14 protein-coding genes are annotated in these 15,598 nt (G+C 70.4%); 5 read left to right on the top strand and 9 right to left on the bottom strand.

What is annotated here, in order from left to right:
• Positions 1-181: 181 nt before the first annotated feature.
• Both ACFUPX_RS05675 and ACFUPX_RS05670 read left to right on the top strand, forming a co-directional pair.
• Complete coding sequence (locus ACFUPX_RS05675; protein ID WP_383316984.1) at positions 182-1,114, top strand: hypothetical protein; 933 nt, start codon at positions 182-184, stop codon at positions 1,112-1,114.
• Complete coding sequence (locus tag ACFUPX_RS05670; RefSeq protein WP_383316521.1) at positions 1,111-1,581, top strand: ABA4-like family protein; 471 nt, start codon at positions 1,111-1,113, stop codon at positions 1,579-1,581. Before ACFUPX_RS05675 ends, ACFUPX_RS05670 begins: the two co-directional genes overlap by 4 nt.
• On the opposite strand, the gene ACFUPX_RS05665 is transcribed toward ACFUPX_RS05670, so the two are convergent.
• Positions 1,539-2,663: a CU044_5270 family protein gene (locus tag ACFUPX_RS05665; RefSeq protein WP_383316518.1), complete on the bottom strand. Its 1,125-nt coding sequence runs from the start codon at positions 2,661-2,663 to the stop codon at positions 1,539-1,541. The two genes, ACFUPX_RS05670 and ACFUPX_RS05665, sit on opposite strands and share 43 nt — an antisense overlap.
• On the bottom strand, positions 2,660-3,313 hold the full coding sequence (locus tag ACFUPX_RS05660; RefSeq protein ID WP_383316515.1) for an RNA polymerase sigma factor: 654 nt from the start codon (positions 3,311-3,313) through the stop codon (positions 2,660-2,662). The genes ACFUPX_RS05665 and ACFUPX_RS05660 overlap by 4 nt, the downstream gene beginning before the upstream one ends.
• 256 nt (positions 3,314-3,569) lie before the next feature.
• Here ACFUPX_RS05660 and ACFUPX_RS05655 point away from each other — a divergent pair, with 256 nt between their 5' ends.
• Complete coding sequence (locus tag ACFUPX_RS05655; protein ID WP_383316511.1) at positions 3,570-4,229, top strand: NADPH-dependent F420 reductase; 660 nt, start codon at positions 3,570-3,572, stop codon at positions 4,227-4,229.
• Between the two features lie 30 nt (positions 4,230-4,259).
• Here ACFUPX_RS05655 and ACFUPX_RS05650 read toward each other — a convergent pair whose 3' ends face one another.
• From ACFUPX_RS05650 to ACFUPX_RS05620, 7 genes are all read right to left on the bottom strand, one after another.
• Complete coding sequence (locus tag ACFUPX_RS05650; RefSeq protein ID WP_383316508.1) at positions 4,260-4,811, bottom strand: glycoside hydrolase family 25 protein; 552 nt, start codon at positions 4,809-4,811, stop codon at positions 4,260-4,262.
• A gap of 98 nt (positions 4,812-4,909) precedes the next feature.
• Positions 4,910-6,100, bottom strand: coding sequence for a YncE family protein (locus ACFUPX_RS05645; RefSeq protein ID WP_383316505.1), 1,191 nt, complete (start codon positions 6,098-6,100; stop codon positions 4,910-4,912).
• Positions 6,100-6,882, bottom strand: coding sequence for a polysaccharide deacetylase family protein (locus ACFUPX_RS05640; protein WP_383316502.1), 783 nt, complete (start codon positions 6,880-6,882; stop codon positions 6,100-6,102). Before ACFUPX_RS05640 ends, ACFUPX_RS05645 begins: the two co-directional genes overlap by 1 nt.
• A 424-nt stretch (positions 6,883-7,306) precedes the next feature.
• A complete protein-coding gene (locus ACFUPX_RS05635) occupies positions 7,307-7,810 on the bottom strand; it encodes an ATP-binding protein (protein ID WP_249587637.1) in 504 nt (167 codons plus the stop codon).
• A 287-nt stretch (positions 7,811-8,097) separates the two neighbouring features.
• Complete coding sequence (locus tag ACFUPX_RS05630; RefSeq protein WP_383316497.1) at positions 8,098-8,868, bottom strand: enoyl-CoA hydratase/isomerase family protein; 771 nt, start codon at positions 8,866-8,868, stop codon at positions 8,098-8,100.
• A 69-nt stretch (positions 8,869-8,937) separates the two neighbouring features.
• Positions 8,938-10,179, bottom strand: a complete 1,242-nt coding sequence (locus ACFUPX_RS05625; protein WP_383316494.1) for an Ig-like domain-containing protein — start codon at positions 10,177-10,179, stop codon at positions 8,938-8,940.
• 157 nt (positions 10,180-10,336) lie between these two features.
• Positions 10,337-11,467 carry an Ig-like domain-containing protein gene (locus ACFUPX_RS05620; protein ID WP_383316491.1) on the bottom strand — a complete coding sequence of 377 codons (1,131 nt, stop codon included), beginning with the start codon at positions 11,465-11,467 and terminating at the stop codon, positions 10,337-10,339.
• Between the two features lie 289 nt (positions 11,468-11,756).
• Between ACFUPX_RS05620 and glgX the strand changes: the two genes are divergently transcribed.
• A complete protein-coding gene (gene glgX, locus ACFUPX_RS05615; RefSeq protein ID WP_383316487.1) occupies positions 11,757-14,087 on the top strand; it encodes a glycogen debranching protein GlgX in 2,331 nt (776 codons plus the stop codon).
• 69 nt (positions 14,088-14,156) lie between these two features.
• Complete coding sequence (locus ACFUPX_RS05610) at positions 14,157-15,110, top strand: LysR substrate-binding domain-containing protein (RefSeq protein WP_383316484.1); 954 nt, start codon at positions 14,157-14,159, stop codon at positions 15,108-15,110.
• Positions 15,111-15,598: the final 488 nt, after the last annotated feature.

The following is a 15,598-nucleotide window of genomic DNA, read 5'->3' as shown; positions in this document are numbered from 1 at the left end:
TCCCCGACCCCCATCATAGATAGTGGCGCTATCGGATAGCGGACAGCGCCACTATCCGTTTTTGTGTGACCCGTTTTCACGTATTCGCGCTTTCGCGTGTTCGCCGACAGAGACAATCTGGGGGATTTCTGTGTCTTCATGGCGCTCGTGGCACCGGCCGCTCGTGGCGTTCTCCGCGTCCATGGCAGCCCTCGCCGTCGTGTCCGGCATCGGACTGGTCGTCGACGACCGCTTACTCGTCGGCTCGCCGATCTGGTTCAAGCCGTTCAAGTTCTCGGTCTCGTTCGTCGCGTACGGACTCTCGCTCGCCTGGATGCTGTCGCTGCTCGACCGCGGCCGACTGGCGGGCCGGTGGGCGGGCACGGTCGTCGCCCTCGCGAGCCTCGGCGAGATGGTGCTCATCACCGGGCAGGTGGTGCGCGGGAAGCGCAGCCACTTCAACCATCGGACCCCGTTCGACGAAGCCGTGTTCAACGCCATGGCCGTCACCGTCGTCGTCCTGTGGCTGGGCACCCTGTTCATCGCGATCCTGCTGCTGCGCGCCCGGATCGCCGACCGCGCGTCCGCCTGGGCGATGCGCTGCGGGATCGTCATCGCGCTCGCCGGGGCCGCCGTCGGGTTCCTGATGACGCAGCCGACGCCCGGTCAGGAGCGCGGCTCCTCACCGATCGTCGGCGCCCACAGCGTCGGCGTACCGGACGGTGGTCCCTCCATGCCGCTGACCGGCTGGTCGAGAACCGGCGGCGATCTGCGCGTCCCGCACTTCGTCGGCATGCACGCGCTGCAACTGCTTCCGCTGCTCCTCATGGCCCTGACGGCGCTCGCGACACGCCCCCGCTTCGGCCTGCTGGCCGACGAGCGGGTGCGGCTGCGGCTCGTACTCGTCGCCTCGGGTGCGTACGCCGCCGCCTTCGCCCTGGTCACCTGGCAGGCCCTGCGCGGCCAGCCGCTCCTGCGCCCGGACGGCGCGACCCTCACGGCTGCGGGCCTGGTCATCGCCGTCACGGCTGCGGCTGCGTACGGAGCCCTGCGCGCGCCAACCAGCCGTACGCCCCACCCCGTTCAGACAACCCGCGCCCACGAGGGCGACGACCGCAAGGAGCTTGTGTCATGACCGGATTCCTCTTCGAACTCTCCTTCTACCTGGCAGCCCCGGTCTGGCTGCTGATGATCTTCGCGCCGGGGAGGCGGACGACGGCCCGCATCGCCGCCTCGCCCCTCACCGTCCTACCGATCCTCGCCGTCCATGCCGCCATGGCGCTGCCCGTCCTCCCCGAACTCTGGGCCGCCGTCAGCAGCCCGGACATCGACGGATTCCGCGAACTGCTCGTCCTCGCCAACGGGGCGGGCGCCATCTGGGCCCAGGTCATCGCCTGGGACCTGCTGATCGGACAGTGGATGTACCGCGAGGCACGCCGGATCGGCATCCATCCGCTGGTGATGGGGCCGCTCCTGGTCCTGACGATCCTCCTCTCCCCCTTCGGGCTGCTGCTCTTCCTGCTGCTGCGGGCCGTGCCCGCGATACGGACGAGCCGCGATCAGCCGCGACGGCTGGTGGACTCCGGCTCCATCCCGCGCTGATCGACGACGGCGCGCTCAAGGACCGCGGCGCTGCCGGCGAGCACTTCGGGATTGCCCTTCTCGCCCGGCTTGCCACCCGGCTTGTGGTCCTTGGTCATGTAGCCGCGGTAGCCGAGGTAGGCCAGGGACTTCTTGTCGAAGATCCATTCACTGCGCGTCGCGTACGACGACTCGTCGAGGGTGATGCCGATCCCGTGGCGGCCTGCCGCGTCCACCGCGTCGGGCACCTCGGTCACACCGGGGAGCTTCGCGACGGCCTTGTAGAAAGCCGCGGCGTTCTCCGGCGGCATGATCGTCTCGGCGAGCAGGTCGCCGATCCTGTCGAAGACCGCCTGCGCCTTCGTCTCCCTCTCGTCGCTCACCCGCGTCTGCGCGTACAGCTTCTTCAGCAGGGCGTCGGGGTCGGTGGGCAGCGAGGCGAGCCAGTTGTACGTGGGCCGGTCCGGCCCCTCCGGGATGGCTCCGGAGTCAGGGGAACCGTCCACGGCGGATGCCTCTATGGGCAGATCCTGGCCGGGCATCGACGCACCCTTTCCGCTCTCCCGGATCGTGCCGATGGCCGTGACGGGGGCGGAGTTCTGCGACATCCAGACCTGCCGCTCGAACGGAGCACCGAGCTTCATCTTGCCGTTGAACTCGCCCTGGTTCTCCTGGACCAGGCTGCGTACGTAGACGAACTGGCCGTCCTTCACCCGCTGCGTATCGGCCTTCAGGGACGCGGTCGCGATCCGGTCGAGCGTGACGCTCGCACCGGAGGTGGCGCCCCGCCCGGAGCTCATGTCACGGACCCCTCCTGCGTCGTCGCCGGAGGGCAGCGTGGCGGCCAGGATCCCGCCCACCACGAGCGCGGCGGCCGCCGGCATCAGGACCGCGGGGCGCAGCAACCGGTGGTGGAGGGGTGTGGGGGTGACGGGGACCGGCTGCGCACGGTCCGTGTCGTGGTCGATCTGCTGCATCAGGACGTCCTTGTGATGGAGGTGACGCCCCGGCGGAAGTTCCCACTCGTCTTCGCCCGACTCCGGCAGCAGGCGAGCCAGTTCGGCGGCCTCGGCCTCTCCCCGGGACGGGGTGGCGGCGTTCATCGGAATTCCTCCCGCAGGGGCAGGGCCGCGAACGCGGCCTCACTCTCTACCTCTCCGCGGCCACGGAGAGGTTCCGTCACGTCCTTCATTTCTCCCGTACCGCCCTCGCTGAGCCGCCGCAGCCGCCCACGGGCCCGCGAGAGCCGCGAGCGCACCGTGCCGACCGGAACGCCGAGCGCCTCGGCGGCCTGCGCGTAGTCGAGCCCGGACCACACGCACAGCACGAGCACCTCACGCTCCTGCCGCCGCAGCCTGCGCAGCGCACCGTGCACGGCCGCGAGCCGCCGCGCGTCGTCCATCCGCCCCGCCGACTCCTCGGCGAAGTCCGCCACTTGGGGCGGATCCGGCTGACGGGACAGGAAGGACAGCCGCCTGCGCAGGCTGCGGTTGGCGTTCTGCGCCTTGTGCGTCGCGATGCCGAGCAGCCACGGCTTGAGCGAACCGCCGTCCGGTTCGAGCCGGTCACGGGTGCGCCAGGCCGCGAGGAAGGTCTCGGACATGACCTCCTCGGCGGTCGACCAGTCGCCGGTCAGCCGCAGCGCGTGGTTGTAGACCGTCCGCGCGTACGCCTCGTACAACTCACCGAACGCCTCGCGCTCACCTGCCCGGATACGTGCATGGATGCCATCTCCCAGTTCAGTAGGCCTCACACCACGTACCTCTCCGCACTCCCCGACGAGTTCCTGTGCCCCTCGTCACACATCGGGCGGCCGGACCACGTCCAGGACGCGCACCGCCCGAGGGAGATCAATACTCACATCGGCAAGATCGCGGTGAAACTCTGAGGCAGGCCGATCCAGCCGGCCGGATACACCCGGCCGGATACACCCGGCCCGGAATACCTCACCCGTTCCGGAGGTTGGCTCCGCTACGACACCGGCGCACCAACCCCCGGAAGGGTCAGTCATGAAGATCGGCATCATCGGCGCGGGCAACATCGGCGGCAACCTCACCCGCCGTCTCACGGCCATCGGCCACGACGTCTCCGTCGCGAACTCCCGTGGCCCGCAGACCCTGACCGCCCTCGCCGAGGAGACCGGCGCGACGCCGGTGACGGTCGAGGAGGCCGCGCGCGGCGCCCAGGTGGTCGTCGTGACGATCCCCCTGAAGGCCGTACCGAACCTGCCGTCGGGCTTCCTCGACGGTGCGGCGGACGGCTTCGCCGTCATCGACACCGGCAACTACTACCCGCAGCAGCGCGACGGGAAGATCGCCGAGATCGAGGAGGGCCTGACCGAGAGCCGCTGGACCGAGCGGCAGATCGGCCACCCGGTGATCAAGGCCTTCAACGGCACCTACGCCCAGGACATCCTCGACAAGCCCCAGCCCAAGGGCACGCCCGGCCGCGTGGCCCTTCCGGTGTCCGGCGACGACGAGGCCGCCAAGAAGGTCGTACGCGACCTCATCGACGAGATCGGCTTCGACACCGTCGACACGGGCGGCCAGGACGAATCGTGGCGCCAGCAGCCGGGCACCCCGGTCTACGGCCTCGCGGCGGACGCGGACGCGATCCGCAAGGCGCTGGACTCGGCGTCCAAGGAGCGGACGCCGGACTGGCGCGCCTGACCGCGACACGAGAGGCCGCGCGCGGGACGGCTACGGCTTGGCCCAGTCCCGCAGCGCGTCCTCGCTCGCGAAATCCGCGACATTCTTGTCCAGCGGCGACGACGTGTACTGATGGATCCGCCACTTCGCCTGGATGCGGGGCTTGCCCGCCGTGACGTAGTCGGCGATCCATAGGGCGTCGCCCGCGTAGGACGTGGTGTCGTGGTTCAGCCAGAAATCGCGGTTCGTATACAAGATCACGCGGTGGTCGGGCCTCAGCCGCTTCACCTCCCGGATGAACCGGTCCTTCTCCGCGTTGCTCGCGCGCGTGTGCTCGCCCGTCCACTCCCAGTCCGCTGCCAGCAAGTCCCCTGATTTCTCAGGGGTCTTGCTGACGAAGTACTCCGCCTGGGCCGTGATGTTCCCCGGCCACAGGAAGTGGTAGAAGCCGACCACGCAGCCGCCGTCCCGCGCCCGCTTCGTCTGTGCCGTCAGTCTTGGGTTGACGTACGAACGGCCCTCCGTCGACTTTATGATCACGAAGGAGATGCCGTCCGTGTCGAAGGTGGACTGGTGCGAGCTGACGTCGATGCCTTTGAGCACGGGCAGCCTCCTGAGCGGCAGAGGGAGTGCAGGTGGATCTGCCCTTCTCGTGCCCGGTGGCCGGGGTGGTCAACCGTTGTACTACTGAGCCGTATTACTCAGCGGAAGATCCCCGTGTGCCCGAGCGAGTAGCGGCCGGGCTGCGGGTACACCGCGAGGCCGTGCGGGCCGCCGCCCACCGGGATGCGGGCCGTCTGCACTCCGGTGCGGGTGTCGATGGCGTACACCTCTGAGTCGTAACGGCCGGACAGCCAGAGGGTGTTGCCGTCCGCCGACACCCCGCCCATGTCGGGGCTGCCGCCCTGGGGGAGCTTCCATTTCTTGGTCAGTTTGTTCTTGGGGAAGTCGAAGACGGAGATGGTTCCCTCGCCTCGGTTGGACACGTACATCTCGCGTGAGTCCCGGCTGACGTACAGACCGTGCGTGCCCTTGCCGGTGGGCAGAAGTCTCGGCTTGTCGAACTTGTCGCCGCTCAGGACCCACATGCCGTTGGCCATCATGTCGGCCACGTAGAAGGTCTTGCCGTCGGGCGAGACCTTCACGTCCTGCGGCATGGCGCCCTCGAAGGGCAGCTTCTGCTGGCCGACGACCTTCATTTTCTCCGTGTCGACCTTCAACAGCTCTCCCGAGAACTCGCAGGAGACGATGAAGTAGCGGCCGTCCGCGGAGAAGTCGGCGTGGTTGACGCCGTAGCAGCTGACCGGTTCGGTCTTGAGCTCCTTCATGGTGTGCGGGTCGCGGAAGACGAGCTCGCGGTCCATCGAGGCCATCACGATCGCGTACTTGCCGTTGGGCGTGAAGTAGAGGTTGTACGGGTCGTGCACGTCGACCGGCTTGCCCGCCTTGCCCGTCTTGGGGTCGATGGGGGTGAGCGTGTGTCCCCGGTTGTTGTTGACCCAGAGCGTCTTCAGGTCCCAGGAGGGGACGACGTGCTGGGGCTGGATCCCCACGTCGATCGTGTCGATCACTTCGTACTTCTCGGGGTCGATGACCGAGACCGTGTTGGAGTTGGTGTTGGGAACGTAGATCCGGGAGGGGAAGTCCTTGACCACCGGGGAGAGCTTGTTCGGGCGGTCGGCCGCGTAGACGTCCTTGGGGTCGAGGACCGGTGGCATGCCGGGGAGGCCCGGCGCCGCCTTGCGCTCGGCGGGTTTCTGGATGCCCTCGGTGCCGAGGGCTTCGTCCTCGCGGTGGTCGCCGCTGCCGCAGCCGGCGAGCGCGGCGGCCACGACGGCGCCCGCGGCGAAGAGCGCCCCGGTGCGCTGGGTGAGGTTCAGGTGCAGGGTCATCAGGTCAGCAACTCCGTGGTCGTCACCGCGCGCAGGCCGCGCCGGTCGAGGGCTTGAAGGACGGCGGGGAGCGCGGCGACCGTGTCCGCGTACCCGAAGTGCATGCTCACCACGGAGCCCGGACGCACCTCCGACGCGACCTTGCGGGTGACGGCCTGGGCGCCCGGCGAGGTGAAGTCGAGGGAGTCGACGTCGTACGAGAGGACGTGCGGGTAGCCCGCGCGGTGGGCGAGGCGGGCGACGAGCGGGGTCGCGGTCTCGGCGCGCGAGGGGCGGAACCAGGTGCCGATGGATCCGGTGAGGCGGCGCAGCCGGTCCGCGCAGCCGGTGATCTCCGCGTAGGCGTCGGCCTCGGGCATTTCGTTGATGGTGCGGTGGTGGTGGGTGTGGTTGCCGAGGTCGTGGCCGCCGTCGAGGATGCGGCGGGCGAGCTCGGGGTGTTCGTCGAGCCAGCTGCCGACGGCGAGGACGGTGATCCTGGCGTCCGCCTTCTCGGCGATGGTGAGCAGGGAGCGCGCGATGGCCGGGTCGCCCTGGCCGTGGAAGGTGAGGGCGACCTGGGGGCGCTGGCGGGGGCTGTGCGCGATCTGGTCGGGCAGGCCGGGGAAGCGGCGGGGTGCGGGGGCGGCGCGGGGGGTTTGCGCGGCGGGGCGTCGGGCGTCGGGTGCGGCCCGGTGCGCTGCGGGGGCGGATCCGAAGGCGGAGCAGCCTGCGGTGAGCGCGCCCGCGGCGGCCAGTCCGGCGCCCGCGCGCAGGGCTCCGCGGCGGTCAGTCTCGATCACGCGACCATTTAATGGGAAAAGCAGGCAAAAGCCGCTGATTGCCCGCACGTGAACCCTGCGGGTCGGGGGCGCGGAGGCTCCGATGCCCCTCTATGCCGCTTGCGGAACACCTGCCACAGCCTGAACTTAACCAGCGTTTACCAGGCAGGTGTCCCAGCTCACCAAGGATTCACTTTGAAAGTGTCACGTTTTGTACCCGCATGACCGGATAGGGACTTTTGGATCGTCGGCGCCCGTCTGCCATAGTCGAAGCCACGACCCCCATTGACCCGGGCTCAGGTCGTCATCAGCGCCGTGGACCACACCCCTTCGTCCGCGGCGCCCCCGCGAAAGCCCCCGCAGCGCCTCAAACGGCGACCGGGGGCTTTCGCGTTTTTCGTCAGTCGAGTCAGTCGAGTCAACCGCGCCAGTCGAGCCAGCCACGTCAGCGGTCGGCGACCCGCATCTCGAACCACGTCGTCTTGCCGCGCGGCAGCAGATCCACGCCCCACCGGTCGGAGAGCTTGTCGACCAGGAAGAGGCCGCGGCCACTGAGGTCGAGTTCCTGGACGGGCATCAGACAGGGCAGCCCGCGCGAGGGGTCACGCACCTCGATCCTGATCCAGCCGCGCCGCCGCATCATCCGCAGCCCGAAGACGCGGGCGCCGGTGTGCCGCACGGCGTTGCCGACCAGTTCGGAGGTGAGGAGCACCGCGTCTTCGGTCAGCTTCGGGGACAGACCCCAGTGCCGGAGCACCACGACCTGGGTGAGCCTGCGCGCGATGGCGGCAGACTCCGGGCGCGACGGCAGCGGAACCTCCGCGTCCGTCGGATTACCGAACAACTCCAGCGCCTTCAGCGCGTGTTCGTCCTCGACCGCCGGCGACCAGCGCGCCGCGGTCGCACTCCCGTGTCGCCGCGGCTGTTCGATACCCTCCAGCCCCGCCATGCCCCCCATCATGGCCGCACAGAGCGCGTTCCGGGGCCGTTCCGACGGAATAAGCCCCCCGGAATCATCCGTTCCGGGGGGCCGGGTAGGCATATGCCAGAGGCAGAGAAGTCCCTGCGACACCCCGTCTGACCTGCGATGACTGCCCGCTTACGAGTGATCACTTAGGGCCGCGAAGGAGGCAGGCTTAAGGTTCTCTTAAGTCGCGCATAATCCGCTCCTTCGGGGGACACTTTGGCTGACGCGCCCTCAACTGATGGCGTTACAGCGGAACTTCGGGTGCCGTTTCAGAGGAACTTGGCCTTGCCGGGACCCTCCTCGACGAAGCTGCGCATGCCCCGCTCGCGGTCCTCGGTGGCGAAAAGACCCGCGAACCAGGTGCGCTCGATCGCGAGCCCCGTGTCGATGTCCGTCTCCAGGCCCGCGTCCACCGCCTCCTTGGCGGCGCGCAGCGCGAGCGCGGGCCCCTGCGCGAGCCGCGCCGCCCATTGGCGCGCCTGCTCGTACACCTCGGCGGCGGGCACGACGCGGTCCACGAGGCCGAGGGCGAGCGCTTCGTCGGCCTTGACCATGCGGCCGGTGAAGATGAGGTCCTTGGCCTTGGACGGGCCGACCAGACGGGACAGGCGCTGGGTGCCGCCCGCGCCGGGGATCAGGCCGAGCAGGATCTCCGGCTGGCCGAGCTTGGCGTTGTCGGCGGCGATGCGGAAGTCGGCGCAGAGCGCCAGCTCGCAGCCGCCGCCGAGCGCGTAACCGGTGACGGCGGCGACGACGGGCTTGGGGATGCGGGCGACGGCGGTGAAGGAGTCCTGCAGGGCCTTGGACCGCACGACCATCGCCGCGTGGTCCATCGCCTGCATCTCCTTGATGTCCGCGCCCGCCGCGAACACCTTCTCGCCGCCGTAGATGATCACGGCACGTACGTCGTCGCGCCGGGTCGCCTCTTCGGCCAGCTCTTTCAGCCGGTCCTGAAGGGCGATGTCGAGCGCGTTCATCGGGGGGCGGTCGAGGCGGATGGTGCCGACGCCCTCGGCGACTTCGAGATGCACAGATGTCATGCGGGGCACGTTAGCCGTGCCCCGCATGACGTCGACATGCGGCCGGGTGGTCGGGCCGCACCGGAAGGCTCAGGCCTTCCACTTCTCCCAGGACATGTTCCAGCCGTTGTAGCCGTTCTCGGGCTGGATCGTCTTGTCCGCCGAGTTCTTCACGACCACGAGGTCACCGACGAGGGAGTTCTCGAAGAACCATCCGGCGGGCGTCTTCTTGCTGTAGCCGCCGCGCACGTCGCTCAGGCCTATGCAGCCGTGGCTGGCGTTCGTGTTGCCGAAGGCGCCGCCCGACCAGTAGTTGCCGTGGATGAACGTGCCCGACGTGGACAGGCGCATCGCGTTCGGCACGTCCTTGATGTCGTACTCGCCGCCGAAGCCGACGGTCTCGCCGTTCATGCGCGTGACCTTGAGCTTCTCGCTGATGACCATCTGGCCGTTGTACGTCGTCGTGCCCGGTGCGCCCGCGGTGATCGGGATCTTCTTGATCTGCTTGCCGTCCCGGACGACCTTCATCTGGTGGGACTTGGCGTCGACGGTGGAGACCTGGCTGCGGCCGACGGTGAACTTCAGGGTCTTGGCCTGCTTGCCGTAGACGCCGGGCCGGCCCTCGACACCGTCGAGGTTGAGCTTGACGGTGACCTCGGTCCCCGCCTTCCAGTACTTCTCGGGCCGGAAGTCGATGCGGTCGTTGCCGAACCAGTGCGGCTCGACCGGCACGGACGGCTCGGTCTTGACCTCGATGGCCTTCTCGACGGCCTCCGGGTCGGTGATGCCGCGCGTGAAGTTGACCGAGAACGGCATTCCCACGCCGACCTTCGAACCGTCCTCCGGCGTGAACTGGCCCATGAAGGTGTTCTTCGGCGTCAGCGTCGTGAACGACGTGTCCTTGGCGGACTCACGTCCCTCGGAGTCCTTGGCTATCGCGTGGACCTTGTACTTCGTGGACGCGGCGAGGTGATGCGCCGGCGTCCAGCTCGCGCCGCCCGAGGTGATCTTGCCCGGGACCGGATTGCCCTTGCCGTCCTGGACCTTGACCTCGGACAGCTTGCCCTTGTCGGCGGCTATCTTCAGTGCGCCGCTGGTGGCCACCGAGTCGGCGCCGTCCTTGGGCGCTATCGTCACCACGGCGGTCGACGGCGCGTTCTTGTCGGCCTCGCCCTTGCCGTCGCCGCCCGCGTCCGAGCCGCCTCCCCCGCCGCATGCCGTGACCAACAGCAGCGTCACACCCGATGCCACCGCAAAGAGGCCCTTGGTCCCCTGTCGCCGTGCGCGCCCCCGCGCACCAACCGACGTCCCCGATATCGGTCGCCCGTTCAAGATGTGTCTCCCCTCGCACGGCCTGGTCAGGCCCGCACCCCAGTGCATCTGCGCGCACAGACACGCGCCAGCGCTAGATAACCACACGGCCCTGACCGATGACTCCCCGCCAATGTCACCGTTCAGTCCCAACTGCGCACGGGGTGCGGGCCCTGGCTCAGCTGGGGTCCGTGGGCTTGGCTTCCGTCTTCGTGCCGGGCGGCGCCGTCCACTCCTTCCATCCCATGTTCCAGCCACCGAGCCCGTTGTCAGGAGCGACTTTCTTGTCATCGCTGTTGACGACTTCCACCACATCGCCGATCAGGGTGCGGTCGAAGAACCACCCCGCCGGGGTGCGTGAGCTGCCGCCCTTCACGTCGCGCAGGCCCACGCAGCCGTGGCTGACATTGGTGTTGCCAGGGGCGTTCGGCGACCAGTAGTTGCCGTGCAGGAAGGTGCCGGACGTCGTCAGGCGGATCGCGTGCGGGACGTCGGGGATGTTGTACTCCCCGCCGAAGCCGACCGTGCGGCTGTTCATCCGGGTCACCTCCAGCATCTCGGCGACCACCATTTTCCCGTTGTACGTCGTGGTCTTGGGGGCGCCCGCGGTGATCGGGACCGTGGAGAGGACCTCGCCGTCGCGGCGTACTTCCATGGTGTGGTCCGCGGCGTCGACCAGGGAGGTCTGGCTGCGGCCGACCGTGAACGAGAAGCTCTTGTCCTGCAGTCCGTAGATGCCGGGGGCGGCTTCGACGTCGCGCAGGCGCAGGCCGACGGTGACCTTCGTGCCGGGCTTCCAGTACTTCTCGGGGCGGAAGTCGACGCGGGTCTTGCCGAACCAGTGCGGCCGTACGTCGACCTCCGGGTCGGCGGTGACGCGGATGGCGCGCTGGACGGCCTCGCGGTTCTCGATCTCCTGGTTGAACTCCAGGGAGACGATCATGCCGGTGCCGACCGTGGAGCGGTTCTCCGGCGTCACGTAGCCGATGAACCGCTCGTCGGGCACCTGCGTCGTGAACGTCGTGTGCCGGGCCGAGCGGCGGCCGTGGCCGTCCAGGGCGACGGCGTCCACCGAGTACTTCGCGGCGAGCGCCAGGCCGCCCTGGTCCTGGGGCTTCCAGGTCATGCCGTCCTCGTCGATGCGTCCCGGCACCGGAGCCTCCCGCGCGTCCTGCACCCGGACGACCTTCACCGATTCGAGGCGTCCGTCGGGGACCTCGACCTGGAGCCGTTCCTCGCCCCGGACCCCCTTGCTGCCGTCGTCGGGCGTCACCCGGATCACGTCGGCGGGCGACCGTGGCTTGCCCATCAGCTGGTCGATGCCACCGCTGTCACCGCTGCACCCCGCGACTCCGGCAAGCAGTCCTGCCCATGTCACTACGGCGGCCAGCGCGGCCCCTGCGCGCCGAGCGCGCCTCGCTACCTGTCTCACGTCCGTCCCAACGACCGTCCCCCTCCTGGGGAAACGTGAGTGCGACGCACACGCTGGGCAGAACAGTGGGGAGGACGGCACGGGCCCCGGGGTTCCGCGCGGCGTCCGGTCTGGTACGCCCCCGCCGCCGGGACGCGGCAGGGGTCGAGCCGCAGGAGGCGGATGGGTGTCCAGCGCAGCCGAACAGGAAGCACTGCCGGGTGGGCGGCGCGGGACGGGCGCGGCCGCCGTGAACGGTGGGCCCGCCGCCGTGAACGGGACGTCGACTCCGGCGCGCGCCGCGCCACGGGCCGTCGCGCGGGCGCGCCCGCTGCCCGTGTGGCCGGGGACGCCGACGCCGCTGGGCGCGCGGTTCAGGGTGGGGCCCGACGGGGTCGCGGGCACGAACTTCGCGCTGTGGGCGGGGGGCGCCGAGGCCGTCGAGCTCTGTCTCTTCGACGAGGAGGGCGTCGAGACGCGCTCCTCGCTGACGGAGCTGACGCACGAGATCTGGCACGGCTTCGTGCCGGGCGCCTTGCCGGGGCAGCGCTACGGCTACCGCGTGCACGGCCGCTGGGACCCCTGGACGGGCGCCCGCTGGAACCCGGCGAAGCTGCTCCTGGATCCGTACGCGCGTGCGGTGGACGGCGACTTCGCGACGCACGGTCTGCCGCCCGAGGTGTACGGCCACGTGCGGGACTGGCCGCAGCAGCAGGTGGCCGACACGGTGCGGGACGACCGGGACTCCGCCGCGTACGTCCCCAAGGGCGTGGTCGTGCACGACGACGCCCCGGACGACGAGTGGGCCGACGACCGGCGCCCGAAGACGCCGTGGGCGGACTCGGTCATCTACGAGGTCCACGTACGCGGCTTCACCAAGCTGCACCCGGGGATTCCCGAGGAGCTGCGGGGTACGTACGCGGGGCTCGCGCATCCGGCGGCGATCGAGCATCTGCTGCGGCTCGGGGTGACGGCGGTGGAGCTGCTGCCGGTGCACCAGTTCGCGCACGAGGACCATCTGCTCAGACGCGGTCTGAAGAACTACTGGGGCTACAACTCGATCGGCTATTTCGCGCCGCACGCGGCGTACGCGGCGTCGGGGACGACGGGCGGGCAGGTCGGCGAGTTCAAGAGGATGGTGCGGGCGCTGCACGAGGCCGGGATCGAGGTGATCCTGGACGTGGTCTACAACCACACGGCGGAGGCCGGGGAGCTGGGCCCGATGTTCTCGCTCAAGGGCATCGACAACCGCGGCTACTACCGGCTCCAGCCGAACGACGCGCGGCGGTACGCGGACTACACGGGCTGCGGGAACACGCTTCAGGTGGTCCAGCCGCACGTGCTCCGCCTGATCACGGACTCCTTGCGCTACTGGGTGACCGAGATGGGCGTGGACGGCTTCCGCTTCGACCTGGCGGCGGCGCTCGCGCGTTCGTTCCACGACGTCGACATGCTCTCGCCCTTCCTCGCGGTGATCGCGCAGGATCCGGTCCTGCGGCGCGTGAAGCTGATCGCCGAGCCGTGGGACGTGGGGTCCGGCGGCTATCAGGTGGGGGCCTTCCCTCCCCTGTGGACGGAGTGGAACGACCACTACCGCGACGCGGTACGGGACTTCTGGCGGGGCGCGCTGCCCGATGTACGGGATCTGGGTTACCGCCTCTCCGGGTCGAGCGATCTGTACGCGTGGGGCGGGCGGCGGCCGTACGCGTCGGTGAACTTCGTGACGGCGCACGACGGGTTCACGCTGCGGGACCTGGTGTCCTACGAGCAGAAGCACAACGGGGCCAACGGCGAGGGGAACAGGGACGGGTCCAACGACAACCGGTCGTGGAACTGCGGTGTGGAGGGCGAGAGCGCGGACGAGCGGGTGACGGAGCTGCGCCGGCGGCAGCTGCGCAATCTCCTGACGACGCTGCTGCTCTCGACCGGGGTGCCGATGCTGGTCGCCGGGGACGAGATGGGGCGCACGCAAGGGGGCAGCAACAACGCGTACTGCCAGGACAACGAGGTCAGCTGGGTGGACTGGGGGCTGCTCGACCAGCCGGGGTGGGCGGCCCTGCGCGATCTCACGGCCCGCCTGATCGCCCTGCGCCACCGGCATCCCGTGCTGCGGCGGCGGGCGTTCTTCTCGGGGCGTGCGCACTCGGCGGACGGCCTGCGGGACCTGGCGTGGTTCACGGCGCGCGGGACGGAGATGACGCAGGGCGACTGGTACGCGCCGGCGGCGACGCTCGGCATGTATCTCTCCGGCCGCGACATACCCGGCCGCGACGCCCGGGGCGCGCCGATCGTCGACGACAGCTTCCTCGCGGTCCTGCACGCGGCGGACCACGCGGGCGGCTTCGTGCTGCCGGGGGCGCCGTGGGCGCGGGCGTACGAGGTGGTGGTGGACACCGCCCTGGAGGAGCAGAGTTCGGCCCCCGGCACGATCCTCCACGCCGACTCGACGGTGATGATGACCGCGCGGTCGGTGCTGCTGCTGCGGGTGCGGGACGACGTGGGGGGTGGAGGGGGCTGACGTCCGGGGGCCCGCATTGGTCCGAACCTGCCCATTGCCGCGCTCCGGGGCACGGGTCAAGCTCGGGCCATGGACCTGGAGTTGCGGCACCTCAAGACGATCCGGGCGATCGCCGACGCGGGCAGCCTGACCAAGGCCGCCACCGCGCTGGGGCTCGCGCAGCCCGCCCTGAGCGCACAGTTGAAGCGGATCGAGCGTGCCCTGGGCGGGGAGCTCTTCGAGCGGGGGCGGCACGGGGTGCGGGCCACCGCGCTCGGGGAGTTCGTGCTGGCCCGCGCCCGGGTCGTGCTGCCCGCGGTCAGCGGGCTGCGGGAGGAGGCGCTGCGGTTCGGCCGCGCCTGGGACGGCGGTACGGGGTTCCGGCTCGGCGCGACGCACGGGCCGCTGCTCGGCGCGCTGGTGGACCGGCTGGCCGCGGCGCATCCGGGGGCGCGGGTGACGACCCACACCTCCTGGTCGGAGCGGGAGATCGCGTCCCGCACGGCCGACGGGCGCCTCGACTTCGCGCTGGTGGGGACGTGCGGGGCCAGTACGCCGCCCCAGAGTGAGCTGCTCGTGTGGCGGGAGGTCGCCCGTGACCCGGTCTTCGTCATGCTGCCCACCGGGCATCCGCTCGCCGACCGTCCGGAGATCGACCTGGCCAGGCTGGCGGGCGAGGCGTGGACGGACGTGCCGGGCGACGGCTGCTTCGCGGACTGCTTCACCGCGGCGTGCGCCCGCGCGGGGTTCACGCCGTCCTCCGTGTACGAGACGGACGTGGCGTCCTGCGTCCATCTGGTCCAGGTGGGCCGGGCGGTGGGGCTCTGCCGGGCGACGTTCCCACCGACGCCGGGCCTGGTGACCCGGCCGCTCTCCGGGGCGCCGCTGTACTGGCGGCACCTGCTCGGCTGGCACCCGACGGCCCCGGCCCGCGACACCGCCCCCACGGTCTTCGCCCAGGCCCGAGCGGCCCACGCGGAGGCGGCGGCCCGCAGCGAGAGCTACACGGCTTGGCTGGCGGCGCCTTCGGCGGGGCTGCTCTAGGGGGTGTGCGGCTCGGGGTGCGTCGGCGGGGCTTGCCTTGGCCGGGAACGTGGCTTGCGACGGCTTGGCAGGAGCCCCCCTCCGGAGCAAGGCCCGCGGCGCATTCACAAGGGATCCCCCGACCGGGAACGCAGCTCGCAGCACCCTCGCAAGACCTCCCCCGTGCCGCGCCGTGGCCCTCCGGAGCCGCCTCCCCGCCCTCCCGGGGACGCGCTCCCCGCACCGCTCCCGAGGCCGCGCTCCCCGCACCGCTCCCGGGACCGCTCCTCCATCGCCCCGTACCAGCCGGCCCCCTCGCCTCCCCGGTGCCGCGCCATGGCCCTCCGGAGCCGCCTCCCCGCCCTCCCGGGGACGCGCTCCCCGCGCCGCTCCCGAGGCCGCGCTCCCCGCACCGCTCCCGGGGCCACTCCTCCATCGCCCCGTACCAGCCGCGCCCTCCCTCGCCTCCCCCTCCTTGCGCCTTCCATAACACCGGGGCCGGGGGTCAA

Source organism: Streptomyces sp. NPDC057302 (assembly GCF_042667685.1).
In the GTDB taxonomy this organism is placed as follows: Bacteria; Actinomycetota; Actinomycetes; order Streptomycetales; family Streptomycetaceae; genus Streptomyces.
Note: the sequence above shows the minus strand (reverse complement) of the source record. Positions and strands in the feature narration are given on the sequence as shown.